This is a genomic window from Marinobacter suaedae, assembly GCF_030519635.1.
Taxonomy (GTDB): domain Bacteria; phylum Pseudomonadota; class Gammaproteobacteria; order Pseudomonadales; family Oleiphilaceae; genus Marinobacter; species Marinobacter suaedae.
In genome coordinates this window covers 683,262-709,136 of record NZ_JAUMIS010000002.1, presented here as the reverse complement: position 1 = coordinate 709,136, position 25,875 = coordinate 683,262, and the positions used below count along the sequence as shown (strand labels likewise).

Below are 25,875 nucleotides of genomic sequence, written 5' to 3'. Positions count from 1 at the left end.
TTCTGCACCCGAGGAATCCATGGCCCAGAACATTCACGACCACCGCATCCTGATTCTCGATTTTGGCTCCCAGTACACGCAACTGATTGCGCGCCGTGTCCGGGAAATCGGCGTTTATTGTGAAATCAAAGCGTTCGACATTACCGACGAAGAGTTGAACGAATTCAATCCAAAAGGGGTCATCCTGGCGGGTGGACCGGAGTCGGTCACGGAGCTTGGCGGTCCGCGTGCTCCCGAGGGTTTGTTTGACCGGAATATCCCTGTCCTCGGTATCTGCTACGGCATGCAGACTATGGCGGAACAGCTTGGCGGGCGTGTTGCGAGCTCCGAAAAGCGTGAGTTTGGCTATGCGCAGGTGAAAGTCCGCGCCGAGGGGCCGCTGCTTAAGGACATCAAGGATCATCTCGACGCCAATGGCACGTCGTTGCTGGATGTCTGGATGAGCCACGGTGACAAGGTTGTTGCCATGCCGGACGGCTTTGAACTGCTGGCATCCACTGAAAGCGCGCCGATCGCGGCGATGCAGGACGTTAGCCGACACCTTTACGGCGTTCAGTTCCACCCGGAGGTGACCCACACTCTGCAGGGTAAACGAATTCTCGAGCACTTCGCCCTGAATATCTGTCGTTGCGAAGCGCTGTGGACGCCGGCCAAGATTGTCGAGGATGCGGTTGAAAAGATTCGTGAGCAGGTAGGTTCCGACAAAGTGCTGCTTGGCCTGTCCGGTGGTGTGGACTCTTCGGTAACCGCCGCCCTGCTGCATAAGGCCATCGGTGATCAACTGACCTGTGTGTTCGTTGATAACGGCCTGTTGCGTCTGAACGAAGGCGAACAGGTGATGGACATGTTCTCCCGGAATATGGGGGTCAAGGTCATCAAGTCGGATTCCGAGGACCTGTTCCTGTCCAAGTTGAAGGGGGTGTCTGATCCCGAGGATAAGCGGAAGGTTATCGGTAACACCTTTATCGACGTGTTTGACGAAGAGGCGGCACGAATCACCGACGTGGACTGGCTCGCTCAGGGCACCATTTATCCCGACGTTATTGAATCCGCCGCTGCCAAAACCGGCAAGGCCCATGTGATCAAGTCGCATCACAATGTGGGTGGGTTGCCGGAGACCATGAAGCTCAAACTGGTCGAACCGCTTCGTGAACTTTTCAAGGACGAAGTACGTAAGATTGGTCTGGAGCTCGGCTTGCCCTACGACATGGTATACCGCCACCCGTTCCCCGGGCCAGGCCTAGGTGTGCGGATTCTGGGCGAGGTTAAGAAGGAGTACGCCGATATTCTCCGTAGGGCCGATGCGATCTTCCTCGAAGAACTTCATCGTGCCGACCTGTACCACAAGACCAGTCAGGCATTCGCGGTCTTCTTGCCGGTGAAGTCTGTCGGTGTGGTAGGGGATGCCCGCCGCTATGAGTATGTAATCGCTCTTCGTGCGGTGGAGACCATCGATTTCATGACTGCCCGCTGGGCACACTTGCCTTATGATTTGCTCGAGACCGTATCCAACCGGATCATCAATGAAATCACGGGTGTGTCTCGGGTCACCTACGACATTTCCTCCAAGCCGCCTGCGACCATTGAGTGGGAATGATCGGTCACAGATGACATCGTCATCGACTCCCAAAAACACTGATGAGCACTGGATGGAAAGGGCCCTTGAGCTGGCTGCCATGGCAGCCAGCAAAGGGGAGGTGCCCGTGGGTGCTGTTGTGGTTCTGGATGGGCGGGAGGTCGGCGCGGGATTCAATGCGCCGATTACCGGTTGCGACCCTACCGCTCATGCGGAGATCCGCGCGCTTCGGGATGCGGCTTCGCGAGTCGGGAATTATCGGCTTTCTGGTGCCACACTGTATGTAACACTGGAACCTTGCACCATGTGCGTTGGTGCGGTGGTTCACAGCCGTGTAAGCCGGCTGGTGTATGGTGCTATAGAACCCAAGGCGGGCGCGGTAGAATCCACCCGTCGCACGCTGGACGAGCCGCATCTCAATTGGAATGTTTCATCTGCAGGCGGTGTGCTGCAGGATCGATGTAGCCAGATGTTGAGCGATTTTTTTAGCGCACGGCGCAAGGAAATCCGACAGAGGCGCAAAGCAATCCCGGGTAAAGGAATCTCAGGGAAGGAGTAACACAGTTTATGAAAGTTCTCGTTACCGGCGGTGCCGGATATATCGGAAGCCATGTTGTTCGGCAATTGGCACAGGCGGGGCACGACATCGTTGTTTATGACAACTTGTCGACCGGTTACCGGTGGGCAGTGACAGCGGGCGAGCTCGTGGTCGGGGATCTGGCGGATGAAGCGGCCCTGAACGACCTTTTTGCGGTTCACAAGTTTGAAGCAGTGCTTCACTTTGCCGCGAACATCGTGGTGCCGGAATCGGTAGAAAATCCTCTCAAGTATTACAGTAACAATACGCGTAACACGCTGAACCTCCTTAAGGCCGTTGAGGCCTACCAGGTTCCGTACATGGTCTTTTCATCGACCGCAGCCGTTTACGGCATGCCGGCTGAGACCGTGCTGACCGAGGATCTGCCTCTGGCGCCCATCAATCCCTACGGTGCCTCCAAAATGATGAGTGAGCGGATGATTATGGATCTATCCGCTGCCTCCAGCCTGAACTATGTCATTCTGCGCTACTTCAATGTGGCCGGAGCCAATCCGGACGGGTTGCTGGGGCAGGCCACGCCGGAGGCCACTCACCTGATCAAGGTGGCCTGCGAGTGTGTCACGGGTCAGCGTGAGGGGATGAACATCTTCGGTACGGACTACGATACCCGGGACGGGACCTGCGTTCGTGATTATATCCACGTTGAGGATCTGGCCAAGGCGCACGTTATGGCGCTGGATTATATGGCCGCGGGTGGTGAGTCCCAGGTGCTGAACTGCGGCTATGGCCGCGGATTTACGGTGCGTGAAGTCATTGATGTGGTCAAGCAGGAATCCGAGGTCGATTTCCCGGTAACGGAAACAGGGCGCAGAGCGGGAGACCCGGCTGCGTTGATGGCCGACAATACGCGCATCACCGAGGTGCTGGGATGGTCGCCGGACTATGATGATCTCCAGACCATCGTGCGCACCGCCCTTAACTGGGAATCCATCTGGCAGAAGAAGAAAATAACGCATTAAGAGCTGATGAACGTTCTGTTGGTGCGTGTACCCGTTTACAGAGAAGGAATTGGGATTTAGCGAATGAAAATTACGATTTTTGGTACCGGTTACGTTGGCCTGGTGACGGGCGCGTGTCTGGCTGATGTTGGCCACGAAGTCCTGTGTATGGATGTGGACGAAGGCAAGATCCAGCGCCTGAAGAACGGGCAGATCCCCATTTATGAGCCGGGACTTGAGAGTATCGTCAGTCACACGGTCGAGGCTGGCCGCCTTTCCTTTACCACAGATGTGGAAGAGGCTGTCGCTCATGGGGTTTTGCAGTTTATTGCCGTAGGCACGCCCCCGGACGAGGATGGCTCCGCCGACCTTCAGTACGTGACCGCTGTAGCCCGATCCATTGGTCAGCACATGGATGACTACAAGGTTGTTATCGACAAGTCCACGGTGCCGGTCGGCACGGCGGACAAGGTTCGGGCGGCAGTCCAGGCTGAGCTTGACCAGCGAAAACTGGACCTGGATTTCGACGTGGTGTCCAACCCTGAATTTCTCAAGGAAGGCGCTGCCATCCAGGACTTCATGAAGCCTGACCGGATTGTGGTGGGTACCGACAGTGAAAAGGCTGCGGAGTTGCTTCGGGAAGTCTACTACCCGTTCAACCGCTCCCATGACCGGATGATCTTCATGGATATCCGCTCGGCCGAGCTGACCAAATACGCGGCCAATGCCATGCTGGCCACCAAAATCAGCTTTATGAACGAAATTGCCAACCTGGCGGAGCGCCTGGGTGCGGACGTTGAGGCCGTGCGTCAGGGTATCGGCTCGGATCCCCGCATTGGCTACCACTTTATTTACCCAGGCTGCGGGTACGGTGGATCGTGTTTTCCCAAGGACGTTCAGGCCCTGGCGCGAACGGCAGGCGACATTGGCTATGAGGCGAAGCTTCTGAATGCAGTCGAAGCCGTAAACTATGCCCAGAAACATGTGCTCTTCGACAAGATCAGTCACTATTTCCAGGGTGATCTGAAAGGTAAGGTTGTCGCCCTCTGGGGGCTGGCGTTCAAGCCGAATACGGATGACATGCGAGAAGCGTCGTCCAGAACGCTTATGGAAAACCTCTGGAAAGCGGGTGCCAGTGTTCAGGCGTTTGACCCGGAAGCCATGGAAGAAACCCAGCGGATCTATGGAGATCGCGACGGGCTCGTCTTGTGTGGTACCAAGGAGCAGGCGCTCAAGGGCGCGGATGTTCTGGTCATTTGCACGGAGTGGAAGGAATTCCGTTCGCCGGACTTTGAGCTTATCGCAACTGCGCTCAATGAGCCTGTTGTCTTTGATGGTCGAAATCTCTATGAGCCGGAAATGCTCGACCGTCACGACCTGATCTATTATGCCATCGGTCGTGGTGCCAATCAGTTCAGCCCGGAGTGATGATGGCTGGCGCCGATTTTCATCTCCATGACAGGTTGGCTGCGGATACAATCAGTCTCGGCCGCAGCCAGCTTTGTGACATCCGGTTGATGAATGATCGTGCCTGGGCATGGGTCATCCTGGTGCCGGCGGTGGCTGGCATCCGGGAAATCTATGAGCTTTCGGAGCAACAGCAGCAGCGGTTGCTCCGGGAGTCATCCCTTCTCAGTCGCGGCATGATGGATGTTTTTTCCGGCGACAAGATGAATGTGGCGGCGCTGGGCAACATGGTGCCTCAGCTTCATCTGCACCATATCGTGCGTCATGAGAACGATCCGGCCTGGCCGGGGCCGGTGTGGGGTAAGCAGGCGCCGGTGCCGTACGCGAGTGCTGAGCTGGATCGCGTACGGGGCCTGCTGGCGCCGATTGTGACCAAGCTTCAGTAGGTCAGGGCAGCGAGATCAGTTTGGTTTCTTTTGGGCCAGGGTCTGTGCGCCTGTCAGAATCATCCGCAGCTCGATCTTGAGCTTTTCTTTGAGTTCCTCTTTTTCTTTTGCCGTCGCATCCAGCGCTTCCGCACCCTGGTTGAAAACCAGGGTAACCATGGCTTCTGCAGCTGCCCGCGCATCGGAGAGAGGTCGATTGCGCTCATCGGCGACGCGGGTTAAATCAACGGTCAGTTCCGTCACGAAGTGATCGATTTCGGCTTTTATGGCTGTGCGGAAAGGTTTCGAGACCCCCGTGCGCTCACGCAGCATGAGCCTGAAAAGGTTCGCATTGTTGCCCAGATACTCCATAAAGGTATCAACTGACGTGGATATGACACTGCCATTTCTTGCGATGCGCTTGCGGGCCTGTCGCATCAGTTGACGCAAGGCGACACCTCCCTCGTCAACCAGGGCAAGGCCCAGCTCATCCAGTTCGGTGAAATGACGATAGAACGATGTCGGTGCAATACCGGCTTCTCGCGCGACTTCCCGCAGGCTTAGACTGCCAAATCCGCGGTCGGCACTGAGCTGGGCCAGTGCAGCGTCCATGAGTGCCCGTCGGGTGCGTAATTTTTGTTCGGCTCGGGACGACAAAGTGGAACTCCGTTAACTGCTGTAAGGGGGCATTTTAGCCATCTGTCCGCAGTGAGTCACCTGCCCGCAAGGATGGGTAGAATCCCGCCTGATTTTCGGTGTCATTGTGTTTATAATGGGCCGCTTTTCCAATAGGTGGTCGCCTTATTCTGCGGCCACGGCATTTTCCGAAGAGCAGGCCGCCGTCAATCTTTGCCTGCTAGAAACCAAGTACATATCAGACATAACGGGAACCGGTATGCGCAGTCATTATTGCGGTGGGATCAACGAATCCCACATCGATCAAGAAGTCACTCTTTGCGGATGGGTTCATCGCCGCCGCGATCATGGTGGCGTTATTTTCCTTGATCTGCGGGATCGGGATGGCCTGTCACAGGTGGTCGTGGACCCAGATACCCCGGAAAGCTTTGCGCTGGCGGAGAAAATTCGCAGTGAGTTCGTGGTCAAGGTCACCGGTCGGGTGCGTCGTCGCCCTGCCGGTACCGAGAACAACAACATGCCGACCGGTCAGGTTGAATTGTTGGGCAAAGAGCTGGAAATTCTGAATGCTGCCGCCACGCCTCCTTTCCCGCTGGATGAGCACGTTGATGTCGGTGAAGATGTTCGCCTGCGCTATCGCTTCGTCGACCTGCGTCGTCCGGAGATGATCAATCGCCTGCGCTTCCGCTCGCGGATCACCAGCTACATCCGTAACTACCTGGATGCCAATGGCTTCATGGATGTGGAAACCCCAATTCTTACCCGGGCCACGCCAGAAGGCGCACGTGACTACCTGGTTCCCAGCCGGACTCACCAGGGTTCTTTCTTTGCGCTGCCCCAGTCTCCCCAGCTCTTCAAGCAGTTGCTGATGGTGTCGGGCGTTGATCGTTACTACCAGATTGCCAAGTGCTTCCGTGACGAGGACCTGCGGGCGGATCGTCAGCCGGAGTTCACCCAGGTCGACATCGAGGCATCGTTCATCGATGAAGCCTCCCTGATGGCGCTGAACGAAGACATGATTCGTTCTCTGTTCAAGGACGTGCTTGAGGTTGATCTTCCGGAGTTCCCCCGCATGCCCTACGCCGAGGCTATGGAGCGTTTTGGTAGCGACAAGCCGGACCTGCGTATTCCGCTGGAGCTGGTGGACGTGGGCGACCTCGTTGAAAGTGTGGATTTCAAGGTGTTTGCGGGGCCCGCTATCGACCCGAAAGGTCGTGTTGCTGCACTGCGCGTGCCCAAGGGCGGCGACCTGACCCGTAAGCAGATCGATGACTACACCAAATTCGTTGGCATCTACGGTGCCAAGGGGCTGGCTTATATCAAGGTCAATGACCTGTCGGCCGGTGTGGAAGGTCTGCAGTCTCCGATCGTCAAGTTCCTGGGCGATGACATTGCCATGGCGATCATGGAGCGTGTCGGTGCTGAGGACGGTGACATCGTGTTCTTCGGCGCGGATAAGGCTACGGTGGTTAATGAGGCGCTGGGTGCGCTTCGTGTGAAGCTGGGCCACGATCTCGGCATGCTCACCAGCGAGTGGGCACCGTTGTGGGTCGTGGACTTCCCGATGTTTGAAGAGACGCCGGATGGCGGCCTGACCGCTATCCACCATCCGTTTACCGCGCCTTCCTGCACGCCGGAAGAGCTGGAGGCGAACCCGGCTGGCTCTCTGTCCCGCGCCTACGACATGGTGCTGAACGGCACCGAGTTGGGCGGTGGCTCCATTCGTATCCACGACGAAACCATGCAGGAAACGGTGTTCCGTATCCTCGGCATTGGTGACGAAGAAGCCCGTGAGAAGTTTGGCTTCCTGCTGGACGCGCTCAAGTTCGGATGCCCGCCCCACGGTGGTCTGGCCTTTGGCCTGGATCGTCTGGTGATGCTGATGACCGGTTCCAGCTCGATCCGGGACGTGATTGCTTTCCCGAAAACCCAGAGCGCCACATGCCTGATGACTCAGGCGCCGGGTGAAGTCGATGAAAAGCAGTTGCGTGAGCTGAATATCCGCCTGCGCAAGTCTGCCAAGCAGGCTGAAGGCAACAAGGCTGACGGCGAGTAAGTTCGGAAAGTGGTAATAGGCCGGGGTGTTTTACACCCCGGCTCTACGAAGATGGAGGCGTTTCATGGCTGGTCACAGTAAATGGGCCAACATCAAACACCGCAAGGCAGCTCAGGATGCCAGGCGGGGCAAAATCTTCACAAAGATTATCCGGGAGCTGACCGTGGCCGCTCGGCAGGGTGGTGGCAATCCCGAAGACAATCCTCGTTTGCGCGCGGTGATCGATAAAGCGCTGAATGCAAACATGAAGAAAGACACCATCGAGCGTGCCGTCGAACGGGGTGCCGGTGGTGGCGACGACAGTGATTACGAAGAGCTCACGTACGAAGGGTATGGGCCCGGTGGGGTCGCCATATTCGTCGAGGCGATGACCGATAATAAAAACCGCACGGTGGCGGAAATCCGTCATGCCTTTAGCAAGATGGGCGGTAATCTTGGTACCGAAGGCTCGGTTGCGTACCTGTTCACCAAGCAGGGGGTGATCAGTTACGGTCCGGATGTATCGGAAGACGCTCTGATGGAGGCGGCTCTCAGTGCCGGAGCTGAGGATCTGGCGGAACAGGGTGATGGTTCCTTTGAAATCGTTACCACGCCTGATCGGTATATGGACGTGAAAGATGCCCTGGTCGAGTCCGGCTTCAAGCCAGATAACGCTGAGGTTACCTGGGTCCCGGCAACCCGGGTCGAGCTTGATCAGGATGGCGCTGAAGCCAACCTCAGGTTGATCGATATGCTTGAGGATCTGGATGACGTTCAAAGTGTCTACCACAACGCCGACATATCTGCCGATATCATGGAGTCACTTTAACGTGGCTGGGGAAGCAGTTTGGCCATTATTTTGGGCGTAGATCCCGGATCTCGAATTACCGGCTACGGCGTTATCCGCTCGGAGGGCCGGCGCATTGAATACATCGACAGTGGGTGTATTCGTGTCGGTGACAAGAACATGGCAGAGCGGCTCCAGGCTATTTTCCACAGTCTCGCCACGCTGATTGGAGAATATCGTCCCGACCAGTTTGCCATTGAGCAGGTATTCATGGCCCGGAATCCGGACTCTGCCCTCAAGCTGGGGCAGGCACGGGGGGCGGCCATAGTCAGTGCTGCTAACAGTGGATTGCCCGTTCATGAATACTCTGCCCGTCAGGTAAAGCAAGCGGTTGTGGGTAAGGGTGGGGCAGACAAGTCCCAGGTCCAGCACATGGTGCAGGCGCTATTGGGGCTGTCTAGAAAGCCCCAGGCGGATGCCGCCGATGCGTTGGCCATCGCGCTGTGTCATGCCCATATGAGTGCAGGCATCCTGCGAGTGGCCGGAGGCGAAGGCCGGGCCCGGGGTGGGCGAGTAAGACAACAATAAACCGCTCTGAAGAGCGACAGGAGATTCCCGTTGATCGGTCGTATTCGAGGAATTCTGGTAGAAAAAACACCTGGTCAGGCCCTGGTGGAGTGTTCCGGGCTGGGTTACGAAGTTGATATTCCCTACACCACCTTCTTTCACCTTCCTGACACTGGGCAGGAAGTCACGCTCCATACACACTTTGCCGTTCGCGAAGATGCACAGAGTCTGTTTGGCTTCGCATCGCGACTGGATCGCGACCTCTTCCGGCTGCTGATCAAGGTCAATGGCGTCGGCCCGAAGCTGGCTGCGGGCATTCTGTCTGGGCTGGACGCCGATCAATTCATTCGTTGCGTGGAAGCACGGGACGTCAACGCGCTGGTCAAGTTGCCCGGAGTGGGCAAGAAAACGGCGGAGCGGCTTCTGATCGATATGGCGGATCGCATCAAGCAGCTTGAAGGACAGTTTGTGCCGTCCGCCGGGGGCGGCTCGCTTCCGGAAGGTGCTGTTAAGCCGGTTACTGGGTCGGTATCGGATGCCCGCGATGAAGCTGAATCGGCTCTGATTGCTCTGGGCTACAAGCCTCAGGAGGCTGCCAAGGCAATCACGCGCGTTGCGGAGGAGGGCATGTCTAGCGAAGATCTGATTCGCCTGGCACTCCGGAGCATGATTCCCACCAAGTAATCGTTTCTTGCTATGTCGCCTCTATGGTGCCAAACCTGTATAGAGCGTAACGTGACACCGGATGGACGGTTTGTACAATTGTCACAATAGGTTATCGTTCAGGTAAGCGCGAAAGCGGCGATTTTTGTTTTTATTCACTCGGGCAATCTCATGATCGAATCCGACCGACTGATTTCAGCGCAGGCCGGTGATTACGAAGCAGTACAGGATCGGGCGATTCGGCCCACTCTCCTGAACGAATACGTCGGACAGCCGACGGTGCGCGAACAGATGGATATTTTTATCTCTGCCGCTCGCACCCGTCAGGAAGCACTGGATCACGTGCTCATATTCGGTCCGCCGGGGCTGGGTAAAACCACCCTCGCGAACATCATTGCCAACGAAATGGGTGTGGCCATCAAGACCACGTCCGGGCCGGTGCTGGAGAAGGCCGGCGATCTTGCGGCCATGCTGACCAATCTCGAGGAAGGCGACGTCCTGTTTATCGACGAGATCCACCGGCTTAACGCGGCTGTAGAGGAAGTGTTGTATCCGGCCATGGAGGATTACCAGCTGGATATCATGATCGGTGAAGGGCCTGCTGCCCGTTCGATCAAGCTGGATCTGCCGCCCTTTACGCTGGTGGGAGCCACCACCCGGGCGGGCTTGCTGACGTCGCCTCTTCGGGATCGCTTTGGCATTGTTCAGCGGCTCGAATTCTACAATACCGCTGATCTGACCCATATCATCGAGCGTTCCGGGCGTTTGAGTTCCGTGGATATTGACCAAGCCGGTGCGTTCGAGATAGCGCGTCGTTCCCGAGGTACGCCCCGAATTGCCAATCGACTGTTGCGGCGGGTCAGAGACTTTGCTGAGGTGCGAGCTGACGGGCACATTGGTGCCGAGGTGGCAGATCAGGCGTTGAATATGCTGAAAGTGGACAACGAAGGTTTCGATCACATGGATCGTCGCCTGTTGCTGGCCATGATTGAAAAGTTTGATGGCGGTCCCGTGGGCGTTGACAGCCTGGCCGCTGCCATCAGCGAGGAGCGGGGAACGATTGAAGACGTTCTGGAGCCATTCCTGATTCAGCAGGGATTCATGGTCCGAACTCCTCGTGGGCGGATGGTGACCTCCAGTGCGTACCAGCACTTTGGAGTTGTGCCGCCGAAATCTGGTTCGGGGGGCGAGCCTTTTGGTTGAAGAGGGGGTGACCAACGTTTTTGAGTTGCCTCTGCGTGTCTATATAGAAGACACCGACGCAGGAGGTATTGTGTTTCATGCCAAGTACCTGCATTACATGGAACGCGCAAGAACCGAATGGGTTCGTAGTTGTGGAGTCGGGCTGCGGGCAGGGCTGGTAGAGAACATCAGCTATGTGGTCAGTCAGATGAATATTCGTTATGCCAGGCCCGCACGACTGGATGACCAGTTGCTGGTCACGTCTGAGCCCGTGGGTTATGGGCGGGCCTGGATGGATCTGCGCCAGGAAGTCCTGATGGCGGAAGACAGGCAGCTGCTTTGCGCGGCCGATGTACGGGTGGCCTGTGTGGCGCTGGACACGGGTAGGCCCCGGCGCTTTCCTGAAAGTATGCAGCACATGCTGAAAAAACACATTCAGATCGAACAATAAGCCAGGAGCAGAAGGTGGAATCGGAAGTTTCAGTCTGGTATCTCATTGCCAACGCCGGCGTACTGGTGCAGCTCGTTATGTTGCTGCTCGCGCTGGCATCAATCATTTCCTGGGCGCTCATTTTTCAGCGCATCAAGGTATTCCGTCAGGCCAAGCAGTCACAGTATGAGTTTGAAGAGCGGTTCTGGTCCGGTATGGATTTGGGCCAGTTGTACCGGGAGGTCAGTGCCGAACCGACCCCGTTCTCTGGTATGGAATCCGTGTTTCGTGCGGGATTCAAGGAGTTTTCCCGGCTTCGCCAGCAGAGCCGTGATCCGGATGCCGTGATGGAAGGCGCGCAACGGGCTATGCGCGTGGCGTTCTCCCGGGAACAGGAGCGTTTGGAAACGCACCTTCCGTTTTTAGCAACCGTTGGTTCAACCAGCCCCTATGTTGGGCTGTTCGGCACCGTCTGGGGCATCATGAATTCGTTTCGTGGTCTCGCCCAGGTTCAGCAGGCGACACTGGCGACCGTTGCTCCCGGTATCTCGGAGGCGTTGATTGCGACTGCAATGGGCCTGTTTGCCGCGATCCCCGCGGTCATTGCCTACAACCGGTTCTCGGCCATGGCCGATGCGCTGCTCAAGAACTACGAAACCTTCGCGGAAGAGTTTTCCAGCATTTTGCATCGCCGGGTCCACAGTAGCGATGCAAGCGGTGTATAAGTGATTGATTCCGATATGTTCCCCGAGGTGACGCGATGAAAGGCATGGGAATGATGCCGCAGCATCGGCGCAAACCGATGTCGGAGATTAACGTCGTACCCTATATCGACGTGATGCTGGTGCTCCTGATTATCTTCATGGTGACGGCGCCCATGTTGACCCAGGGCGTGAAGGTGGAGTTGCCTGAAACAACCTCTGAGCCAATCCAGGCCGACAAAGACGTCGAGTCCATTGTGGTGTCTGTTGATACCAATGGGGCGTATTACATGGAAATCGGTGATCAGGGCAGTGACCCGATGTCGTTACCGGAAATCCGCGAGCAAATCACGAAAATCCTGTCCCAGCGCTCCAACAGTGAGGTCTTGGTGCGTGGAGACGAGCATGTGGAATACGGGGTTGTGGTTCGGCTCATGGCTGAATTACAGGCGGCAGGTGCTTCGAGTGTGGGGCTGATTACCGAAGCTCCCGCCATGGACAAGTGATGCAGGCGCAGACAGGAACGTTGTGATAGGCCACGAACGCGAAGATATCAGCACGGGGCATGCGCCATGGAAATCGCCGATAGCGTTTTCGGTCGGGCTTCATGCGCTCATTATAGGTGTAGCTCTGGCCGGGTGGTCCTGGACCAGCCCTGAACAGGAGCCTCCGCCCCGGAGTATTTCCGCGCGCCTGATTACTCAGCAGCAACCAATTCCCAGCGAGGTTGTGGAACCTGTGGAGCAGGTTGATCGTGAGCAGGAACGCAAGCTTGAAGAGCAAAAGCGCCGGGAAGAGCAGAAGCGTCAGGAAGAAGCCCGTCGACAAGCCGAGGCTGAGAAAAAGCGACAGGAAGAAGCCGCCCGCAAGGAGGCTGAACGTAAAAAACAGGAAGCTGAGCGTCGAAAGCGCGAGGAAGAGGCTGCGCGGGCCAAAGAGGCCGCGCGGCTAAAGGCCGAAGCGGAAGCCAAGGAGCGGGAACGTCGAAAGGCCGAGGAAGAAAAACGCAAAGAAGAGGCTCGCCGTAAAGCCGAGGAAGAAAAGCGGCGCCAGGAAGAGCAGCGGCGTCGCGAAGAAGAGGCTCGGCGAAAGGAAGCGGAACGAAAGCGCGAGGAAGCAGAACGTCGGCTGAAAGAACAGCAGTTGGAAGCATTGGCGGAGCAAGCCCGGAAGGCTGAGGAAGCTGAGGCTCGTCGACAGGCAGAGGCAGCAGCGGCACGAGCCAAAGAGGCGCAGATGCTGACCGAGGCCGAGAAATACCGGGCCCTGATTTATGAGAGGGTCAGGCGCGAGTGGTACAAGCCATCCTCGGCCACAGAGGGGCTGAAGACCACTCTGAGCATTACGCTGTTGCCAACAGGCGAGTTGGCTAACGTGCGGATGGTTGGCAGCAGCGGAAATGCTGCTTTTGATAATACGGCATTGAGCGCGGCCCGCGCTGTTGGGCGATATCCGGTCCCTGATGATCGGCAGACATTTGAACAATATTTTCGTCAGTTCACCCTGGAATTCACCCCGGGCGGATTGCAATAAGGAACGGACGGCTCTATGAGACAACGGATCTGGAAAGCATCGTTACGCGGCATCGCTACTGTCGCATGCCTGATTCTGCTGGGCGCCAGCGTGGCTCGGGCGGAACTGGTCATTCGTATCACCGAAGGGGCTGACGCCGCGATTCCGATTGCGGTGGTGCCATTTGCAGAAAGCAGCGCTTTTCCGCCGGGCGATAAAGTCAGCAGCATCGTTCAGGACGATCTCGCCATGAGTGGCGAATTCAAGCCATTGGCGCCGTCCCAGATGCTCAGCCTGCCGTCCAAGCGTGCCGAGTTGTTTTTCCGGGACTGGCGTTTGCTTGGCCAGCGCTATGTTCTGGTGGGTGAACTCACCCGCCAGGCCGATCGGGTGAATGCCCGATACGAATTGTTCGATGTGAGTACCGAGGAACGCCTGCTGGGCCGCACGAGTTCAGCCTCTCTGTCCAACATCCGTTCCCTGGCTCATGCCATCAGCGACCAGGTATACCAGGCGATCACCGGCGTACCCGGTGCTTTTTCCACCAAGTTGGCGTATATCACGCTTGAATCGATTAATGGGCAGCCCCGGTATCGCTTGCAAGTGAGCGATGTCGACGGCAAGCGGGCGTCTATCCGCCTCGAGAGCCGGGAGCCGATTCTGTCACCGGCCTGGTCGCCGGACGGCAAGAAGCTGGCCTATGTATCCTTTGAGACCGGTAAGCCGGCGATCTTTGTCCACGAACTGGCGACTGGCCAGCGTACCCGTATTGCCGACTTTCCGGGTCTTAATTCAGCCCCGGCCTGGTCCGATGACGGGCGTTCGCTGCTGATGACGCTGTCAAAGGATGGCAACGCGGAAATCTACCGAATGGATCTGGCCAGCCGGCAGCTGTCCAAGGTAACCAATCATTGGGCCATTGACACCGAGCCCAGCTGGGATGCCAGCGGCAGGGGAATGTTCTTCACCTCAGACCGTTCCGGTGGCCCGCAGATTTACTACATGGAGCGTCTTGATGCTGCGCCCAGACGTATCACTTTTGGTAGTCGCTATAACGCTCGTCCACGGCCGGACAGTAGCGGACGATACGTGTACTATGTTCACCAACGTGACAGGGCGTTCCATATTGCACGAACCAATTTAGAAACTGGTGAGGAGACCGTTCTGACCAGAACAGAATCCGACGAATCCCCAAGCGTTTCCCCGAACGGGCGTATGCTGATCTACGCCACAAAGCAAGGTGGTAGCAGCGTGCTCACCGTTATTTCTGCGGACGGCGGTGCAGCATACAGCTTGCCCGCGTCGGAGGGCGATGTGCGTGAGCCCGCGTGGGGGCCGCTGGTGCGGTAGCAGGCTGAAAACGTCTGCCAATTGATTCATTCATAAAGTTAACCAACCGAAAGGAAAGCACTATGAAGTTGTCAGCCCAATCAAAGGCTTTTGCAGTTATGTTGTCTGTCGGCCTCTTCGCCGGATGTAGCTCCACTGGTGACACAGCTGATGGAGGTGAGTACGGCTCTGACGTGGCGGCAATTGATCAGGATGGCGGCGCTACCGTATACGGTGGCGGCGAGGATGGCGGCATTTCTTCTTCCGCGATGACCGAAGAAGAGCGCCTGGCTGCCGAGCAGCAGGCCCAGCAGGAAGCGCTGCGTGAAATCACCACATTCTACTTCGACTTCGACACGGCTGAAATCAAGCCGGAAGCTCGTGATGTTCTGGTGGCCCATGCCCGTTTCCTGGCATCCAACCCGGGTCAGCAGGTTCGTCTGGAAGGCCACGCGGATGAGCGCGGCACCAAGGAATACAACCTGGCACTGGGCGAGCGTCGTGCCAATGCGGTTCAGCGTTTCCTGATCGTGAACGGCGCTTCGCGTGGCCAGATCGAAACCGTCAGCTATGGTGAAGAAAAGCCGGCTGTTATGGGTTCCAGCGAAAGTTCCTGGGCTCAGAACCGTCGTGTGGAGCTGGTGTTTGAATAAGATCTCCTGATGACAGGTATGTCCATGAGAAAGACGCTCATGGCGACAGTGGTACTCCCGTTTGCCTTGGGGCAGGCGGGAGTGGCTCTGGCGCAATCTACTCCCTCTTTTCAAAGTGGCAACTCGGCGGCCCAGCGTAATGCGGTCAACAATCAGGGTTCTGCCGAACTGTTCTACATGATTCAGCAGTTGCAGGAAGAGGTTCGTCGGCTACGAGGTGAAGTCGAGGAGCAGCGGTACCAGATTGACCGTCTGCAAAAGCAGGGGCGGGATCGATATATCGACCTGGACCAGCGAATCCTGAGCTTGTCAGAGAAGCTCGCGGAGCAGCCATCTGCGCCGGCATCGGCCGGTTCGTCAGCAGGCTCTGGAGCACCGGTGATCGAAGCCAGGGAATACCGGCAGCCTGATGCGGAAGAGCGTGAGGCCTATGCTGAGATTCAGGATTTGATCCGGAACCAGAAAAACTACGATGAGGCCATCACGCAGATTTACGGGTTCATCGATACCTATCCAGAAGGCGATTTAACCGTAAACGCCTATTATTGGCTGGGTGAGGTTTACCTGGTGAAACCGCAGCTCGAACAGGCCAAGCAAGCATTTACCATCGTCGCGACGCGCTACCCGGATCACAGGAAAGCTCCCGATGCTCTGTACAAGCTCGGTGTGACCCTGGACAAACTGGGAGAGGCAGAGCAGGCCAGGGTGCGGATGCAGACTGTGATAGACAGTTATCCGGATAGCAGTGCGGCCGATTTGGCTCGGAAATTCCTTGGCGCTGAGGCAGGCTGAGCCGTCGTGAAAAAAATGTTGAGAAACTTTCGAAATGGGGGTTGATCAACACAAAAAAATCATTACTATATGCGCCTCGCTTGGGTCGTTAGCTCAGTTGGTAGAGCAGTTGGCTTTTAACCAATTGGTCGATGGTTCGAATCCATCACGACCCACCATATTCAAGTCTGGAAGCGATACCCTGGGTTCGCTTTCGGTCAGATCAGGATGAGCGCTGGTCACCGTTTACGGGTCGTTAGCTCAGTTGGTAGAGCAGTTGGCTTTTAACCAATTGGTCGATGGTTCGAATCCATCACGACCCACCAATACCGGATCTCTCCAATTTTAGAGATCCGTTGAAAAAAGAGCCTCCGGGCTCTTTTTTTTTGCGTATAAGTTCCCAATTAGGTTTTTAGGTGCCCCGTGAATGTTTCCATTGCGGGGTTGAGTGATTCATGAAAACCGGGCCTGAAATGGTATAATCCGGCAATAGTGAGCAACACAGAGACGCAGTAATGACACAAGCCGAAGACCGCATTCTAGTCCAGGAGCATCTCGCCCACGCAGCGGAGCCAAAGCCGCTGAGTGCTGACGAGAAGGTGGAGCTTATTGCGAAGATAAAAGCCGCGCTGAAAGAAAAGGACGCGGTTCTGGTTGCGCATTACTACACAGATCCCGAGCTACAGCAGCTGGCTGAGGAAACCGGCGGCTGCGTCGCTGACTCCCTGGAAATGGCCCGCTTTGGAAACGAGCATCCCGCTTCTACCGTGGTCGTCGCGGGTGTTCGTTTTATGGGTGAGACCGCGAAGATCCTGAATCCTGAAAAAACCGTACTGATGCCGACACTGGAGGCGACCTGTTCCCTCGACGTAGGCTGTCCTGCGGATGAGTTTTCAGAATTCTGCGATCAGCACCCGGATCGGACCGTGGTGGTGTATGCCAACACCTCGGCTGCTGTGAAGGCGCGGGCTGACTGGGTGGTAACGTCAAGTTGTGCTCAGGCTATTGTTGAGCACCTCGATGCGCGCGGTGAGAAGATTCTGTGGGCTCCTGACAAGCATCTTGGTCATTACGTTCAGAAGACAGCCGGTGCCGACATGCTCCTGTGGGATGGCTCCTGTATTGTCCACGAGGAGTTCAAGTATCGTGGGCTTGAAGATCTGAAAGCCTTGTATCCTGACGCGGCGGTCCTGGTTCATCCCGAATCGCCTGACGCCGTTGTGGAAATGGCGGATGTGGTTGGTTCTACGTCCCAACTCATTCATGCCGTTCAGACACTTCCCAACGACAAGTTCATTGTCGCGACCGATAACGGCATTTTCTACAAGATGCAGCAGTTGGCGCCCAACAAGACCCTGCTGGAGGCTCCGACAGCCGGGAATGGTGCCACGTGTCGCAGCTGTGCTCATTGCCCGTGGATGGCCATGAATGGTCTCGAGAACCTCCTGCACGTTCTGGAAACGGGCGATCAGGAAGTTTTTGTGGATGACTCGCTTCGCGAACGGGCGCTCAGGCCCCTGCGGCGCATGCTGGATTTCACGGCCAACATGAACCTTAAGGCCGCTGGCAACGCCTGAGGCTGCTAACCGCTTCGCTTGGCGTTCAGGCGTCGGGTGATGTCGGCCAGTCTCTCAGTGACGATTTGTCGCTCGGGAGAGCCGGCTGGCAGTTTTTCCTGGGCCTGCCTCAATTGTCGTTGAGCGGACTCCAGATCTCCCATCAGCGCTTCGTATTCGGCTCGTGCCCGGTGAACCCCCACCACGTTACGAGCCATACCCTCCGCATCCGCGAGTTTCAGCCACAGGTGCTCCTGGCCGGGTAAATCCCGGGTCAGGTTCTGGAGCAGTCGGGCGGCTTGTTCGCCGCTTCCGTCTGCGAGTTCGGTCTCGGCCAGCTGGTAGGTGATCGGGTAGTTGCCAGGATTCCGGTCAAGCGCGCTTCGTAGCAGGGCCCGGGCTTCGGCCATTTTATCTTCACTTAGCAGCGCTTCTGCCAGGGTTACTGTGTAGGTGATGCTCTCTGGTTGCTGTGTGAGCAGGTCCCTCAGAATCTCAATCGCTTTCCCAGCCTGGTTGTTGCGCTGATAGGCAACGGCGAGGCCGTAGCGAGCGACATCGTTCCGTGTTTCTGTAGTCTGCGCCAGGTAAGCCTCGAAGGTGTCCACCGCTAACTTTGGAGAGGATGCGTACCTTACCTGCAGGCGGCTGCGTATGAGGTGGTATTCCTGATCATCCCGGATGCGTTCTTCAGGATACTGTTCGGCCCTGTTGCGCGTGTCGGCTACCCGGCTCTGGCTCAGGGGGTGGGTCGACAGGTATTCGGGGATCTGGTTGCCCTGAAGGCGGTTCTCGCGCATCAGGATTTCAAACATTTCGGGCATGCCTCTGGGGTCGAGGCCTGCATTGGCAAGGATCTCGAGTCCGACACGGTCGGCTTCCTGCTCATGTGCGCGGCTGTATGCCAGCATGTTTTGAATCGCCAGAGCTTGCGAGCCGGCGATGGCGGCAATGCCGATGTCAGATTGCGTGGCGGCAGAGAGTATGATGCCTGCAATCATACCGGCCATGGCCAGTGGTGCGCTGGCTTCCTGTTGTTCCATCCGGCGTGCGAAGTGTCGCTGGCTCAGATGGGCAAGTTCGTGCGCAAGCACCGACGCAAACTGCTGCTCCGTTCCCGCGCTCAGGAACAGCCCCCCGTTGACGCCGACAATTCCTCCCGGGACGGCAAACGCATTGATGCCCGCATTGTCGATGAGTGTCAGGGTGAGGTCCCGGTTCTGAAGCGGGGCTGAAGGCACCAGGCGGTATACTATGTTGGTCAGGTAGTCATACACCAGCGGGTCGGTGATTCTCGGTGTCGACCTTCGTATCGAGATCATCACCTGCCGGCCGATATCGGATTCGAGTTTGTCCGAGATCAGTCCACCACCTGCGCCGCCGATTGTGGGGAGCGGATTTTCCTGGGCCTTCGCGGCATCGAGAGGCAGAGTGAGTATGAGAGCCAGACTTGCCGCTGGCACCAGGCTGGGTCGCAGGCTTTTCTTTCGGATCATGTACAGCAAAGCGTCCTCGGTTCCGGTGGCCCTAATGACAGGAATAATTGACAAAAAGTTCGGTCTCGTCGATTAAAAACTATTGTAGTGAAATACATTACCACTCTCGGCATAATGCCTGCATGAATGTTTTTACACTGATATCAGGCAAGGTGTTTCCGTTTTATGGCTGATCGCACGTTGGATGCATCAGGGCTTCAGTGTCCGATGCCTCTGTTGAAAACCAAGTTGGAGCTCAACGCCATGGTCGCGGGAGAGGAGTTGGAGGTGGTTGCCACAGACTCCGGCTCGGCTCGCGACATCCCTGCGTTTATTGAGCTGTCCCGTCACTCTCTGGTGAGTAGCAGTGAGGGTGGGGGAAAGTACCGGTTTGTCATCAAGTGCGGCGGATAGGGCTTCGGAGACACATATGATTAACGTATTACGGGGTCTTGCTCACAAATATTTTTCGGATGAAGAGGCTGTCATCCTGTTCCTGATCCTGGTGATAGGAACGGTGTTTGTGATCTGGTTTGGCGCCATGCTGGCGCCAGCGATTGCCTCGCTCATCATCGCATTCATTCTTCAGGGGCTGGTGACCAAGCTGATCAAGCTGGGTGTTCCCGAACTGGTCGCCATTCTCAGTGTTTTCTTTGTTTTCCTGGGAGTTCTGGTCGGATTCATTTTTGGCCTGCTGCCGCTTATCTGGACGCAGGTCAGTAATCTTGCTGGTGAAACTCCCCGGATCATTCGGGAAATGCAGTCCTATATGGAACTGCTTCCGGATGAGTATCCCCATCTGATTTCGGCCGAGGCGGTTAACACGGTCTATCAGCAGGTATCAACCGAGGTCGGTCACATGACCCAATGGTTGGTCTCGTTCTCGCTCTCCAGTATCCCGGATCTGGTAGCACTTTTGATCTACATGGTCCTGGTGCCGATCCTGGTGTTCTTTTTCCTGAAAGACCGCGAGGTACTGCTGGGCGCCGTCGGCAAACTGCTTCCCCAGCAACGACCCATGATGTTTCGGATCTGGCATGAGGTGAACCTTCAGTGTGCCAATTACGTCCGGGGTAAGGCGGTTGAAATCCTTATTGTCGGCATAGCGACGTATGTAGCGTTCAAGTTCCTTGGCATGCCCTATGCCGCGCTGTTGTCACTTTTGGTAGGGCTGAGTGTGGTGATTCCCTACATTGGCGCAGCGGTGGTAACCATACCGGTGGCGATGATCGCACTGTTTGCATTCGGCTGGGGGAGCCATTTTGTCTGGGTGATGGTGGTTTATGGGGTGATTCAGGGGTTGGATGGTAACGTGCTGGTCCCGATCCTGTTTTCCGAGGTGAACAATCTTCACCCGGTAGCCATTATCGTGGCGGTGTTGTTTTTTGGTGGTATCTGGGGCTTGTGGGGGGTGTTCTTTGCCATTCCACTGGCGACCATGCTCAAGGCGGTGTTTGCTGCCTGGCCGGTGAAGGAATTTGTACCCCCACCGGAGCCAAAGCACTCATAACGGAGAGTCAGAGCGTCTTGGCGGCTTCCAGCACTTCGTCGGCATGGCCTTTGACTTTGACGCTACGCCAGACGTTTCGAAGCAAGCCGTCGCCGTCGATCAGGAAAGTGCTGCGGTCGATGCCGAGATACTCTTTGCCGTACAGTTTTTTGAGTTTGATGACATCAAACAGCTTGCAGAGAGTCTCGTCCTTGTCTGAAATCAGGTGGAATGGAAAGTCATGCTTGGCTCTGAAATTTTCATGGGCACGAAGTCCATCTCTGGAGACACCCAGAATGTCAGTGTTAAGCTCGGCAAACGCATCCATTCGGTCCCGAAAGTCCTGGCCTTCGGTGGTACATCCGGGGGTGTTGTCTTTCGGGTAGAAATACAGGACCAAATTTTTGCCGCGGAAGTCAGACAGTCGAACCGTCTGGTTTCCTGTGGCCTGGGCTTCAAAGTCTGGTACGGGTTTTCCCAGTTCAAAGGATGACATGACTTCTCCTTGAATTCCCTTGTGTCAGTTCGAGCCCAACATTACCATATCGCTTTTATTGAGACGGAGCTTTTATGATTACGGGTAGCCTTGTTGCACTGGTCACGCCCATGCATCCGAACGGTGAGATTCACTGGGAGGAGTTGGACAAACTGGTGGACTTTCATATCGAAAACGGCACCCATGGCATCGTGGCTGTGGGCACCACAGGTGAATCTGCAACCCTGGACCCTAAAGAACATTGTCAGACCATTGGCCACATCATAAAGCGTGTCAATAAACGCATCCCGGTGATTGCCGGTACCGGTGGTAACAGTACCCGTGAGGCAATCGAGTTGACGACCGAGGCTCACAAGCTGGGTGCAGATGCCTGCTTGCTGGTTGTGCCGTACTACAACAAGCCAACCCAGGAAGGTTTGTACCAGCATTTCAAAGCCATTGCAGAGGCCGTTCCGGGCATCAGCCAGATGCTCTACAACGTGCCGGGGCGTACGGCCTGCGACATGCTCAACGAGACGGTGTTGCGTCTTGCTGATATCCCCAACATTGTTGGCATCAAGGACGCGACTGGCAATATTCCTCGTGGGATCGAGTTAATCGAGGCCCTCGACGGACGTCTTGCTGTCTACTCGGGCGACGATGCGACCGCTGCTGAACTGATGCTGGCTGGTGCCAAGGGTAATGTTTCCGTTACCGCCAATGTGGCCCCGAGAGGCATGGCTGATCTGTGCGAAGCAGCGATCGCGGGTAATCGCGAAGAGACCGAGCGACTCAACGAGTTGCTGATGCCGCTGAACCGGAAGCTGTTCCTTGAGGCCAACCCGATTCCCGTTAAGTGGGCGCTTGGACGAATGGGGATGATAAGCGAAGGTATTCGTCTGCCTCTTACACCGCTCAGTGAGAAATTTCACAGTGAGGTGGAGGACGCGATGAGAGCCTCTGGCGCGCTCTGAGCTCACTGTACTAGCCCTTTATCTCCGGAGTAACTTGATGTCGGTTCTTTCTGGAACCCGTAATAACCTATTGTCGAAATCCCGGACACTGGCTTCCGGGATGCTGCTCACCAGTGTCGCACTTTCTGGTTGCGGTCTGATGGATGACCGCTCTGAACGCTACGTGGATGCCCGAGAACTGCCTCCTCTGCAAGTGCCTGAGGGGGCGGATTCATCCCGCATAAGTCAGGCAATGCCCATTCGGGATATCAATGTTGCCGATGCCAGCAAATTTTACCCCACCGAAATTCCCGAGCCACCCGATATGACGTCGGAAATCCTTGAGGAAAACTATGTGGTGGAAGAGTTGGACGGGCAGGCCTGGTTGCTGGTGAATGACGTTCCCGGACGCCTGTGGCCGGCGACCAACGCCTACATGATTGACCGTGGGCTGGGTATTAGCGGTGATAACCCGAAGCAGGGGCTTATTCAGAGTGATCTGCTTAACTTCAGTAAGCGAGCCCGGGATCTGGCGGAATTGCCAGAAGAGGCTGTGCAGGAAGAAGCCAGGGTTGTACTGCAGGTCATGATGTCGCCCGGGGTGCGTCGTAAAACCACGGAAATTCAGGTACGCAAGCTGGAAGTTGGTGACGAGGCCGTGTTGAAGCCCTGGTCAGGGAATGAGGTGCCTTCGCCCGACGACTTGGCCTTCCAGAAGCGCCTGTTGGCAGATATGGCGGAGTTCCTGCAGGGCAGGGACGAACAGAAATCGTTTTCCCGGGCGGCTTCCGGGATTGTCAGCCAACCGCTGGTGAAACTTGTGTCGGAAGGGGATCAGGCGGTTGCCATCCGGCTGGACCTGGACTTTGGTCGGTCGTGGGCTGAGATCCGCCGGGCACTGACAGAGGCCGGCATTGCTGTGGTTGACCTGAACCGGAGCGAAGGCTGGTTCCACGTCGATTTTCGGACAGAAGAGGAGCGGGACTCGGGCTGGTTCGACTGGTTCGGAGACGACAGTCAGCCGCAACATACTCACACGTTGCGTCTTGAGGAATCGCCCGAGGTTGTCACCATGACGGCCGAGCAGGAAGCGAGCTTCGACGGGGATCGAAACGCTTCGGATCTTCTGGGCGAACTGTTCGAATACCTTTACTAGATTCAGTTACTGCGTGCCCGTAACCAATTCGGAGCACTGGAGATTTTCGATGGAAAAGCGTGAAGAGCTATACGCCGGCAAGGCCAAGTCTGTTTTCAAGACCGATGATCCGAACCTGTTTGTACTGGAATTCCGGGACGATACGTCTGCCTTTGACGGCGAAAAGAAAGAACAACTTCAACGGAAGGGCATGGTGAACAACAAGTTCAACGCCTTCATCATGGAAAAGCTGGAAGCGGCCGGGATCCCGACGCATTTCGAGGGACTTCTTTCGGACACCGAATCACTGGTCAAGAACCTGGATATGATCCCCGTCGAGTGTGTAGTGCGGAATGTCTCGGCAGGCAGCCTTTGCCGCCGACTGGGGGTAGAGGAAGGTAAAGAGCTGACGCCTCCTACGTTTGAACTGTTCCTCAAGAATGATGCGCTGCATGACCCGATGGTGAATGAGTCTCTGGCGGTCAGTTTTGGCTGGGCGAGCGCCGATGAGCTCGCTCGTATGAAGGAGTTGACCTACAAGGTGAACGACGTACTCAAGGCCCTGTTTGATGAGGCTGGCATGTTGCTGGTGGATTACAAGCTGGAGTTTGGCCGCAGCAATGGCGCCGTTGTTCTTGGGGATGAATTCAGCCCGGATGGCTGTCGGATCTGGGACAAGGAAACCAGGAAGAAAATGGACAAGGATCGTTTTCGCCAAGGATTGGGAGAAGTCATTGAAACCTACGAGGAAGTCGGAGGCCGTCTGGGCATTCAATTCGACTGATCCTCAGTCCAAATAAAAAGCGAAAAGGGTGTGCTATGCGTAAGTTGATGGTAGTGGCGGCAGGAACTGCTCTCCTGGCGTCTCATCAGGTCCATGCGGACGTTGTCGGACTTGGCGCAAATGTAAGCTACTGGGATTCTGGCCTTTCGGGTCAGGCTGCCAGTGGTAACGATCTGGTTGATGTCGAAAATGATCTCAACCTTGAGAGTGATTCCAACGCAAATACCTCTCTGTACCTGGAACATCCAATTCCTGTTCTGCCTAACGTGCGGCTGAACTACACTTTGGTACAGCTTGATGGGCGTGGCAGCCTGAGCTCCAATTTTGATGGTATCGATATCGGAGTCGGTGGTGCTGGCGTCAGGTCCGAGCTTGATCTCGAGCAGTTGGATCTGACGTTGTATTACGAGGTCCTGGACAACTGGGTGAACCTTGATCTTGGTATTACTGCGCGGGACCTGTCAGGTGAGTTGATCGTTCAGCAGGTGGCTGGCGCAAGTGTCAGTGAAACCAAGGTGGATGCGGTCGTACCCATGGGTTACCTTGCAGGACGTTTTGACCTGCCGTTGACCGGTGTTTCTGTTGGTGCAGAGGGCAACTTCATCAGCTTCGACGGCGACTCGGTGCATGATTTCAACGCCTATGGTCAGTACGAAATCTCGGTGCTTCAGTTGAGAGCCGGCTACCGCCAGATGGCAATCGACTATGAAGACGACAGCGACAGGCTGGACGTGGAGCTGGACGGGCCGTTTATCAGCGCCGGTGTAGCTTTCTAAGGAGAGGAAAACGGTGAAGATTCTCGTTACGGGAACAGCGGGATTTATTGGCTCACACCTGGCACACCGGTTGCTCGACCGGGGTGACGAGGTGATCGGTGTCGATAACGTCAACGATTATTACGATGTTAGCCTGAAAGAGGCTCGACTGGAGCGTCTGACATGCCGGTCGGGCTTCACCGAGGTACGGCAGGATGTGGCGGATAGAAGTGCCATGGAAGCCCTGTTTGTGGAACACAAGCCGGAGCGGGTGGTGCATCTCGCTGCCCAGGCCGGTGTCCGTTACTCCCTCGAGAATCCTCACGCTTATATTGACGCCAACCTTGTAGGGTTTATGAATATCCTGGAAGGTTGTCGTCACCATGATGTCAAGCATCTGGTGTATGCGTCGAGCAGCTCCGTATACGGTGCCAACGAGGCCATGCCTTTTTCGGTGCATGACAACGTGGATCACCCGCTCAGTCTCTATGCCGCGTCCAAGAAGGCCAATGAGTTGATGGCACACACATACAGCCATCTCTACAACCTGCCCACCACCGGCCTGCGCTTCTTTACAGTGTACGGTCCCTGGGGACGGCCTGACATGGCCCTGTTCATCTTTACCAAGAAGATTCTTGCCGGTGAGCCCATTGACGTGTTCAACCACGGCTACCACAAGCGGGATTTCACCTATATCGACGATATCGTGGAAGGGGTGATCCGAACGCTGGATCATGTTGCGGAGCCCAACGCAGAGTGGTCTGGTGAATCGCCGGATCCGGGCACCTCAAAGGCGCCTTATCGGCTTTACAACATTGGCAGCAACAATCCGGTCGAACTGTCCCGCTTTATTGAGATTATCGAGGAGCGAGTCGGCAAGAAGGCCGAGAAAAACCTTCTGCCGATGCAACCGGGCGATGTGCCGGCTACTTACGCCAATGTCGATGATCTGATCTCCGACGTGGGCTACAAGCCCGATACATCGGTTGAAGAAGGTATTGCGAAGTTCGTCGACTGGTATCGTGACTTCTACCAGGTTTAAC

28 protein-coding genes and 2 tRNA genes are annotated in these 25,875 nt (G+C 56.2%); 27 read left to right on the top strand and 3 right to left on the bottom strand.

Annotated elements, in window-relative coordinates:
* Window positions 1-19 precede the first annotated feature (19 nt).
* From guaA to QVZ43_RS12085, 5 genes are all read left to right on the top strand, one after another.
* Window positions 20-1,597 carry a glutamine-hydrolyzing GMP synthase gene (guaA, locus tag QVZ43_RS12105; protein ID WP_302910141.1) on the top strand — a complete coding sequence of 526 codons (1,578 nt, stop codon included), beginning with the start codon at window positions 20-22 and terminating at the stop codon, window positions 1,595-1,597.
* Between the two features lie 10 nt (window positions 1,598-1,607).
* Window positions 1,608-2,135: a tRNA adenosine(34) deaminase TadA gene (tadA, locus tag QVZ43_RS12100; RefSeq protein WP_223793310.1), complete on the top strand. Its 528-nt coding sequence runs from the start codon at window positions 1,608-1,610 to the stop codon at window positions 2,133-2,135.
* 8 nt (window positions 2,136-2,143) lie between these two features.
* Window positions 2,144-3,133 (top strand): UDP-glucose 4-epimerase GalE, encoded by a 990-nt coding sequence (galE, locus tag QVZ43_RS12095; RefSeq protein WP_302910140.1) that lies wholly within the window; start codon window positions 2,144-2,146, stop codon window positions 3,131-3,133.
* Window positions 3,134-3,196: 63 nt separating this feature from the next.
* Window positions 3,197-4,540, top strand: coding sequence for a UDP-glucose dehydrogenase family protein (locus tag QVZ43_RS12090; RefSeq protein WP_223793312.1), 1,344 nt, complete (start codon window positions 3,197-3,199; stop codon window positions 4,538-4,540).
* 2 nt (window positions 4,541-4,542) lie between these two features.
* Window positions 4,543-4,965, top strand: a complete 423-nt coding sequence (locus tag QVZ43_RS12085; RefSeq protein ID WP_302910139.1) for an HIT domain-containing protein — start codon at window positions 4,543-4,545, stop codon at window positions 4,963-4,965.
* 15 nt (window positions 4,966-4,980) lie between these two features.
* Here QVZ43_RS12085 and fabR read toward each other — a convergent pair whose 3' ends face one another.
* The gene (fabR, locus tag QVZ43_RS12080) at window positions 4,981-5,601 is read right to left on the bottom strand and encodes an HTH-type transcriptional repressor FabR (protein WP_223793314.1); all 621 of its coding nucleotides are present in this window, start codon (window positions 5,599-5,601) and stop codon (window positions 4,981-4,983) included.
* A 238-nt stretch (window positions 5,602-5,839) separates the two neighbouring features.
* Here fabR and aspS point away from each other — a divergent pair, with 238 nt between their 5' ends.
* The 15 genes from aspS (at window position 5,840) to nadA (ending at window position 17,787) form a co-directional block, all read left to right on the top strand.
* On the top strand, window positions 5,840-7,636 hold the full coding sequence (aspS, locus tag QVZ43_RS12075; protein ID WP_302910138.1) for an aspartate--tRNA ligase: 1,797 nt from the start codon (window positions 5,840-5,842) through the stop codon (window positions 7,634-7,636).
* A gap of 64 nt (window positions 7,637-7,700) precedes the next feature.
* Window positions 7,701-8,444, top strand: coding sequence for a YebC/PmpR family DNA-binding transcriptional regulator (locus QVZ43_RS12070; RefSeq protein ID WP_302910137.1), 744 nt, complete (start codon window positions 7,701-7,703; stop codon window positions 8,442-8,444).
* Window positions 8,445-8,462: 18 nt separating this feature from the next.
* On the top strand, window positions 8,463-8,990 hold the full coding sequence (gene ruvC, locus QVZ43_RS12065) for a crossover junction endodeoxyribonuclease RuvC (protein WP_302910136.1): 528 nt from the start codon (window positions 8,463-8,465) through the stop codon (window positions 8,988-8,990).
* 30 nt (window positions 8,991-9,020) lie between these two features.
* Window positions 9,021-9,653 (top strand): Holliday junction branch migration protein RuvA, encoded by a 633-nt coding sequence (ruvA, locus tag QVZ43_RS12060; RefSeq protein ID WP_302910135.1) that lies wholly within the window; start codon window positions 9,021-9,023, stop codon window positions 9,651-9,653.
* 150 nt (window positions 9,654-9,803) lie between these two features.
* Entirely contained in the window at window positions 9,804-10,835 is a 1,032-nt protein-coding gene (gene ruvB / locus QVZ43_RS12055; protein ID WP_223793319.1) for a Holliday junction branch migration DNA helicase RuvB, read from the top strand.
* 7 nt (window positions 10,836-10,842) lie between these two features.
* Window positions 10,843-11,265, top strand: coding sequence for a tol-pal system-associated acyl-CoA thioesterase (gene ybgC / locus QVZ43_RS12050; protein WP_302910134.1), 423 nt, complete (start codon window positions 10,843-10,845; stop codon window positions 11,263-11,265).
* A 14-nt stretch (window positions 11,266-11,279) separates the two neighbouring features.
* Window positions 11,280-11,969: a protein TolQ gene (gene tolQ, locus QVZ43_RS12045; RefSeq protein WP_223793321.1), complete on the top strand. Its 690-nt coding sequence runs from the start codon at window positions 11,280-11,282 to the stop codon at window positions 11,967-11,969.
* A 35-nt stretch (window positions 11,970-12,004) separates the two neighbouring features.
* The gene (gene tolR, locus QVZ43_RS12040; protein WP_302910133.1) at window positions 12,005-12,451 is read left to right on the top strand and encodes a protein TolR; all 447 of its coding nucleotides are present in this window, start codon (window positions 12,005-12,007) and stop codon (window positions 12,449-12,451) included.
* A gap of 22 nt (window positions 12,452-12,473) precedes the next feature.
* Window positions 12,474-13,478 carry a cell envelope integrity protein TolA gene (gene tolA, locus QVZ43_RS12035; RefSeq protein WP_420890914.1) on the top strand — a complete coding sequence of 335 codons (1,005 nt, stop codon included), beginning with the start codon at window positions 12,474-12,476 and terminating at the stop codon, window positions 13,476-13,478.
* Between the two features lie 15 nt (window positions 13,479-13,493).
* Window positions 13,494-14,807 (top strand): Tol-Pal system beta propeller repeat protein TolB, encoded by a 1,314-nt coding sequence (gene tolB, locus QVZ43_RS12030; protein ID WP_302910132.1) that lies wholly within the window; start codon window positions 13,494-13,496, stop codon window positions 14,805-14,807.
* A 62-nt stretch (window positions 14,808-14,869) separates the two neighbouring features.
* Window positions 14,870-15,439, top strand: a complete 570-nt coding sequence (gene pal / locus QVZ43_RS12025) for a peptidoglycan-associated lipoprotein Pal (RefSeq protein ID WP_223793325.1) — start codon at window positions 14,870-14,872, stop codon at window positions 15,437-15,439.
* Between the two features lie 24 nt (window positions 15,440-15,463).
* A complete protein-coding gene (ybgF, locus tag QVZ43_RS12020) occupies window positions 15,464-16,231 on the top strand; it encodes a tol-pal system protein YbgF (RefSeq protein WP_302910131.1) in 768 nt (255 codons plus the stop codon).
* Between the two features lie 82 nt (window positions 16,232-16,313).
* Window positions 16,314-16,389, top strand: a tRNA-Lys gene (locus QVZ43_RS12015).
* Between the two features lie 71 nt (window positions 16,390-16,460).
* A tRNA-Lys gene (locus QVZ43_RS12010) sits at window positions 16,461-16,536 on the top strand.
* A 189-nt stretch (window positions 16,537-16,725) separates the two neighbouring features.
* Entirely contained in the window at window positions 16,726-17,787 is a 1,062-nt protein-coding gene (gene nadA, locus QVZ43_RS12005) for a quinolinate synthase NadA (protein WP_302910130.1), read from the top strand.
* Window positions 17,788-17,792: 5 nt separating this feature from the next.
* Here the strand turns inward: nadA and QVZ43_RS12000 are convergent, their stop codons facing one another.
* Window positions 17,793-19,262, bottom strand: coding sequence for a M48 family metalloprotease (locus QVZ43_RS12000; RefSeq protein ID WP_302910129.1), 1,470 nt, complete (start codon window positions 19,260-19,262; stop codon window positions 17,793-17,795).
* Between the two features lie 165 nt (window positions 19,263-19,427).
* On the opposite strand from QVZ43_RS12000, the gene QVZ43_RS11995 reads away from it, so the two are divergent.
* Together QVZ43_RS11995 and QVZ43_RS11990 are read left to right on the top strand one after the other, a co-directional pair.
* Entirely contained in the window at window positions 19,428-19,655 is a 228-nt protein-coding gene (locus tag QVZ43_RS11995) for a sulfurtransferase TusA family protein (protein ID WP_223793329.1), read from the top strand.
* Between the two features lie 16 nt (window positions 19,656-19,671).
* Window positions 19,672-20,751, top strand: coding sequence for an AI-2E family transporter (locus QVZ43_RS11990; protein WP_302910128.1), 1,080 nt, complete (start codon window positions 19,672-19,674; stop codon window positions 20,749-20,751).
* 7 nt (window positions 20,752-20,758) lie between these two features.
* On the opposite strand, the gene QVZ43_RS11985 is transcribed toward QVZ43_RS11990, so the two are convergent.
* Window positions 20,759-21,226 (bottom strand): peroxiredoxin, encoded by a 468-nt coding sequence (locus QVZ43_RS11985; protein ID WP_302910127.1) that lies wholly within the window; start codon window positions 21,224-21,226, stop codon window positions 20,759-20,761.
* A 74-nt stretch (window positions 21,227-21,300) separates the two neighbouring features.
* Between QVZ43_RS11985 and dapA the strand changes: the two genes are divergently transcribed.
* Genes dapA through QVZ43_RS11960 form a run of 5 tightly spaced genes read left to right on the top strand, consistent with a single transcriptional unit; the run spans window position 21,301 to window position 25,874 of the window.
* Window positions 21,301-22,179 carry a 4-hydroxy-tetrahydrodipicolinate synthase gene (gene dapA / locus QVZ43_RS11980; protein WP_223793332.1) on the top strand — a complete coding sequence of 293 codons (879 nt, stop codon included), beginning with the start codon at window positions 21,301-21,303 and terminating at the stop codon, window positions 22,177-22,179.
* A gap of 37 nt (window positions 22,180-22,216) precedes the next feature.
* On the top strand, window positions 22,217-23,314 hold the full coding sequence (gene bamC, locus QVZ43_RS11975) for an outer membrane protein assembly factor BamC (RefSeq protein WP_302910126.1): 1,098 nt from the start codon (window positions 22,217-22,219) through the stop codon (window positions 23,312-23,314).
* A 49-nt stretch (window positions 23,315-23,363) separates the two neighbouring features.
* Complete coding sequence (gene purC / locus QVZ43_RS11970; RefSeq protein ID WP_223793334.1) at window positions 23,364-24,077, top strand: phosphoribosylaminoimidazolesuccinocarboxamide synthase; 714 nt, start codon at window positions 23,364-23,366, stop codon at window positions 24,075-24,077.
* Between the two features lie 35 nt (window positions 24,078-24,112).
* Window positions 24,113-24,853: a TIGR04219 family outer membrane beta-barrel protein gene (locus tag QVZ43_RS11965; protein ID WP_302910125.1), complete on the top strand. Its 741-nt coding sequence runs from the start codon at window positions 24,113-24,115 to the stop codon at window positions 24,851-24,853.
* A gap of 13 nt (window positions 24,854-24,866) precedes the next feature.
* On the top strand, window positions 24,867-25,874 hold the full coding sequence (locus QVZ43_RS11960; RefSeq protein ID WP_302910124.1) for an NAD-dependent epimerase: 1,008 nt from the start codon (window positions 24,867-24,869) through the stop codon (window positions 25,872-25,874).
* Window position 25,875: the final 1 nt, after the last annotated feature.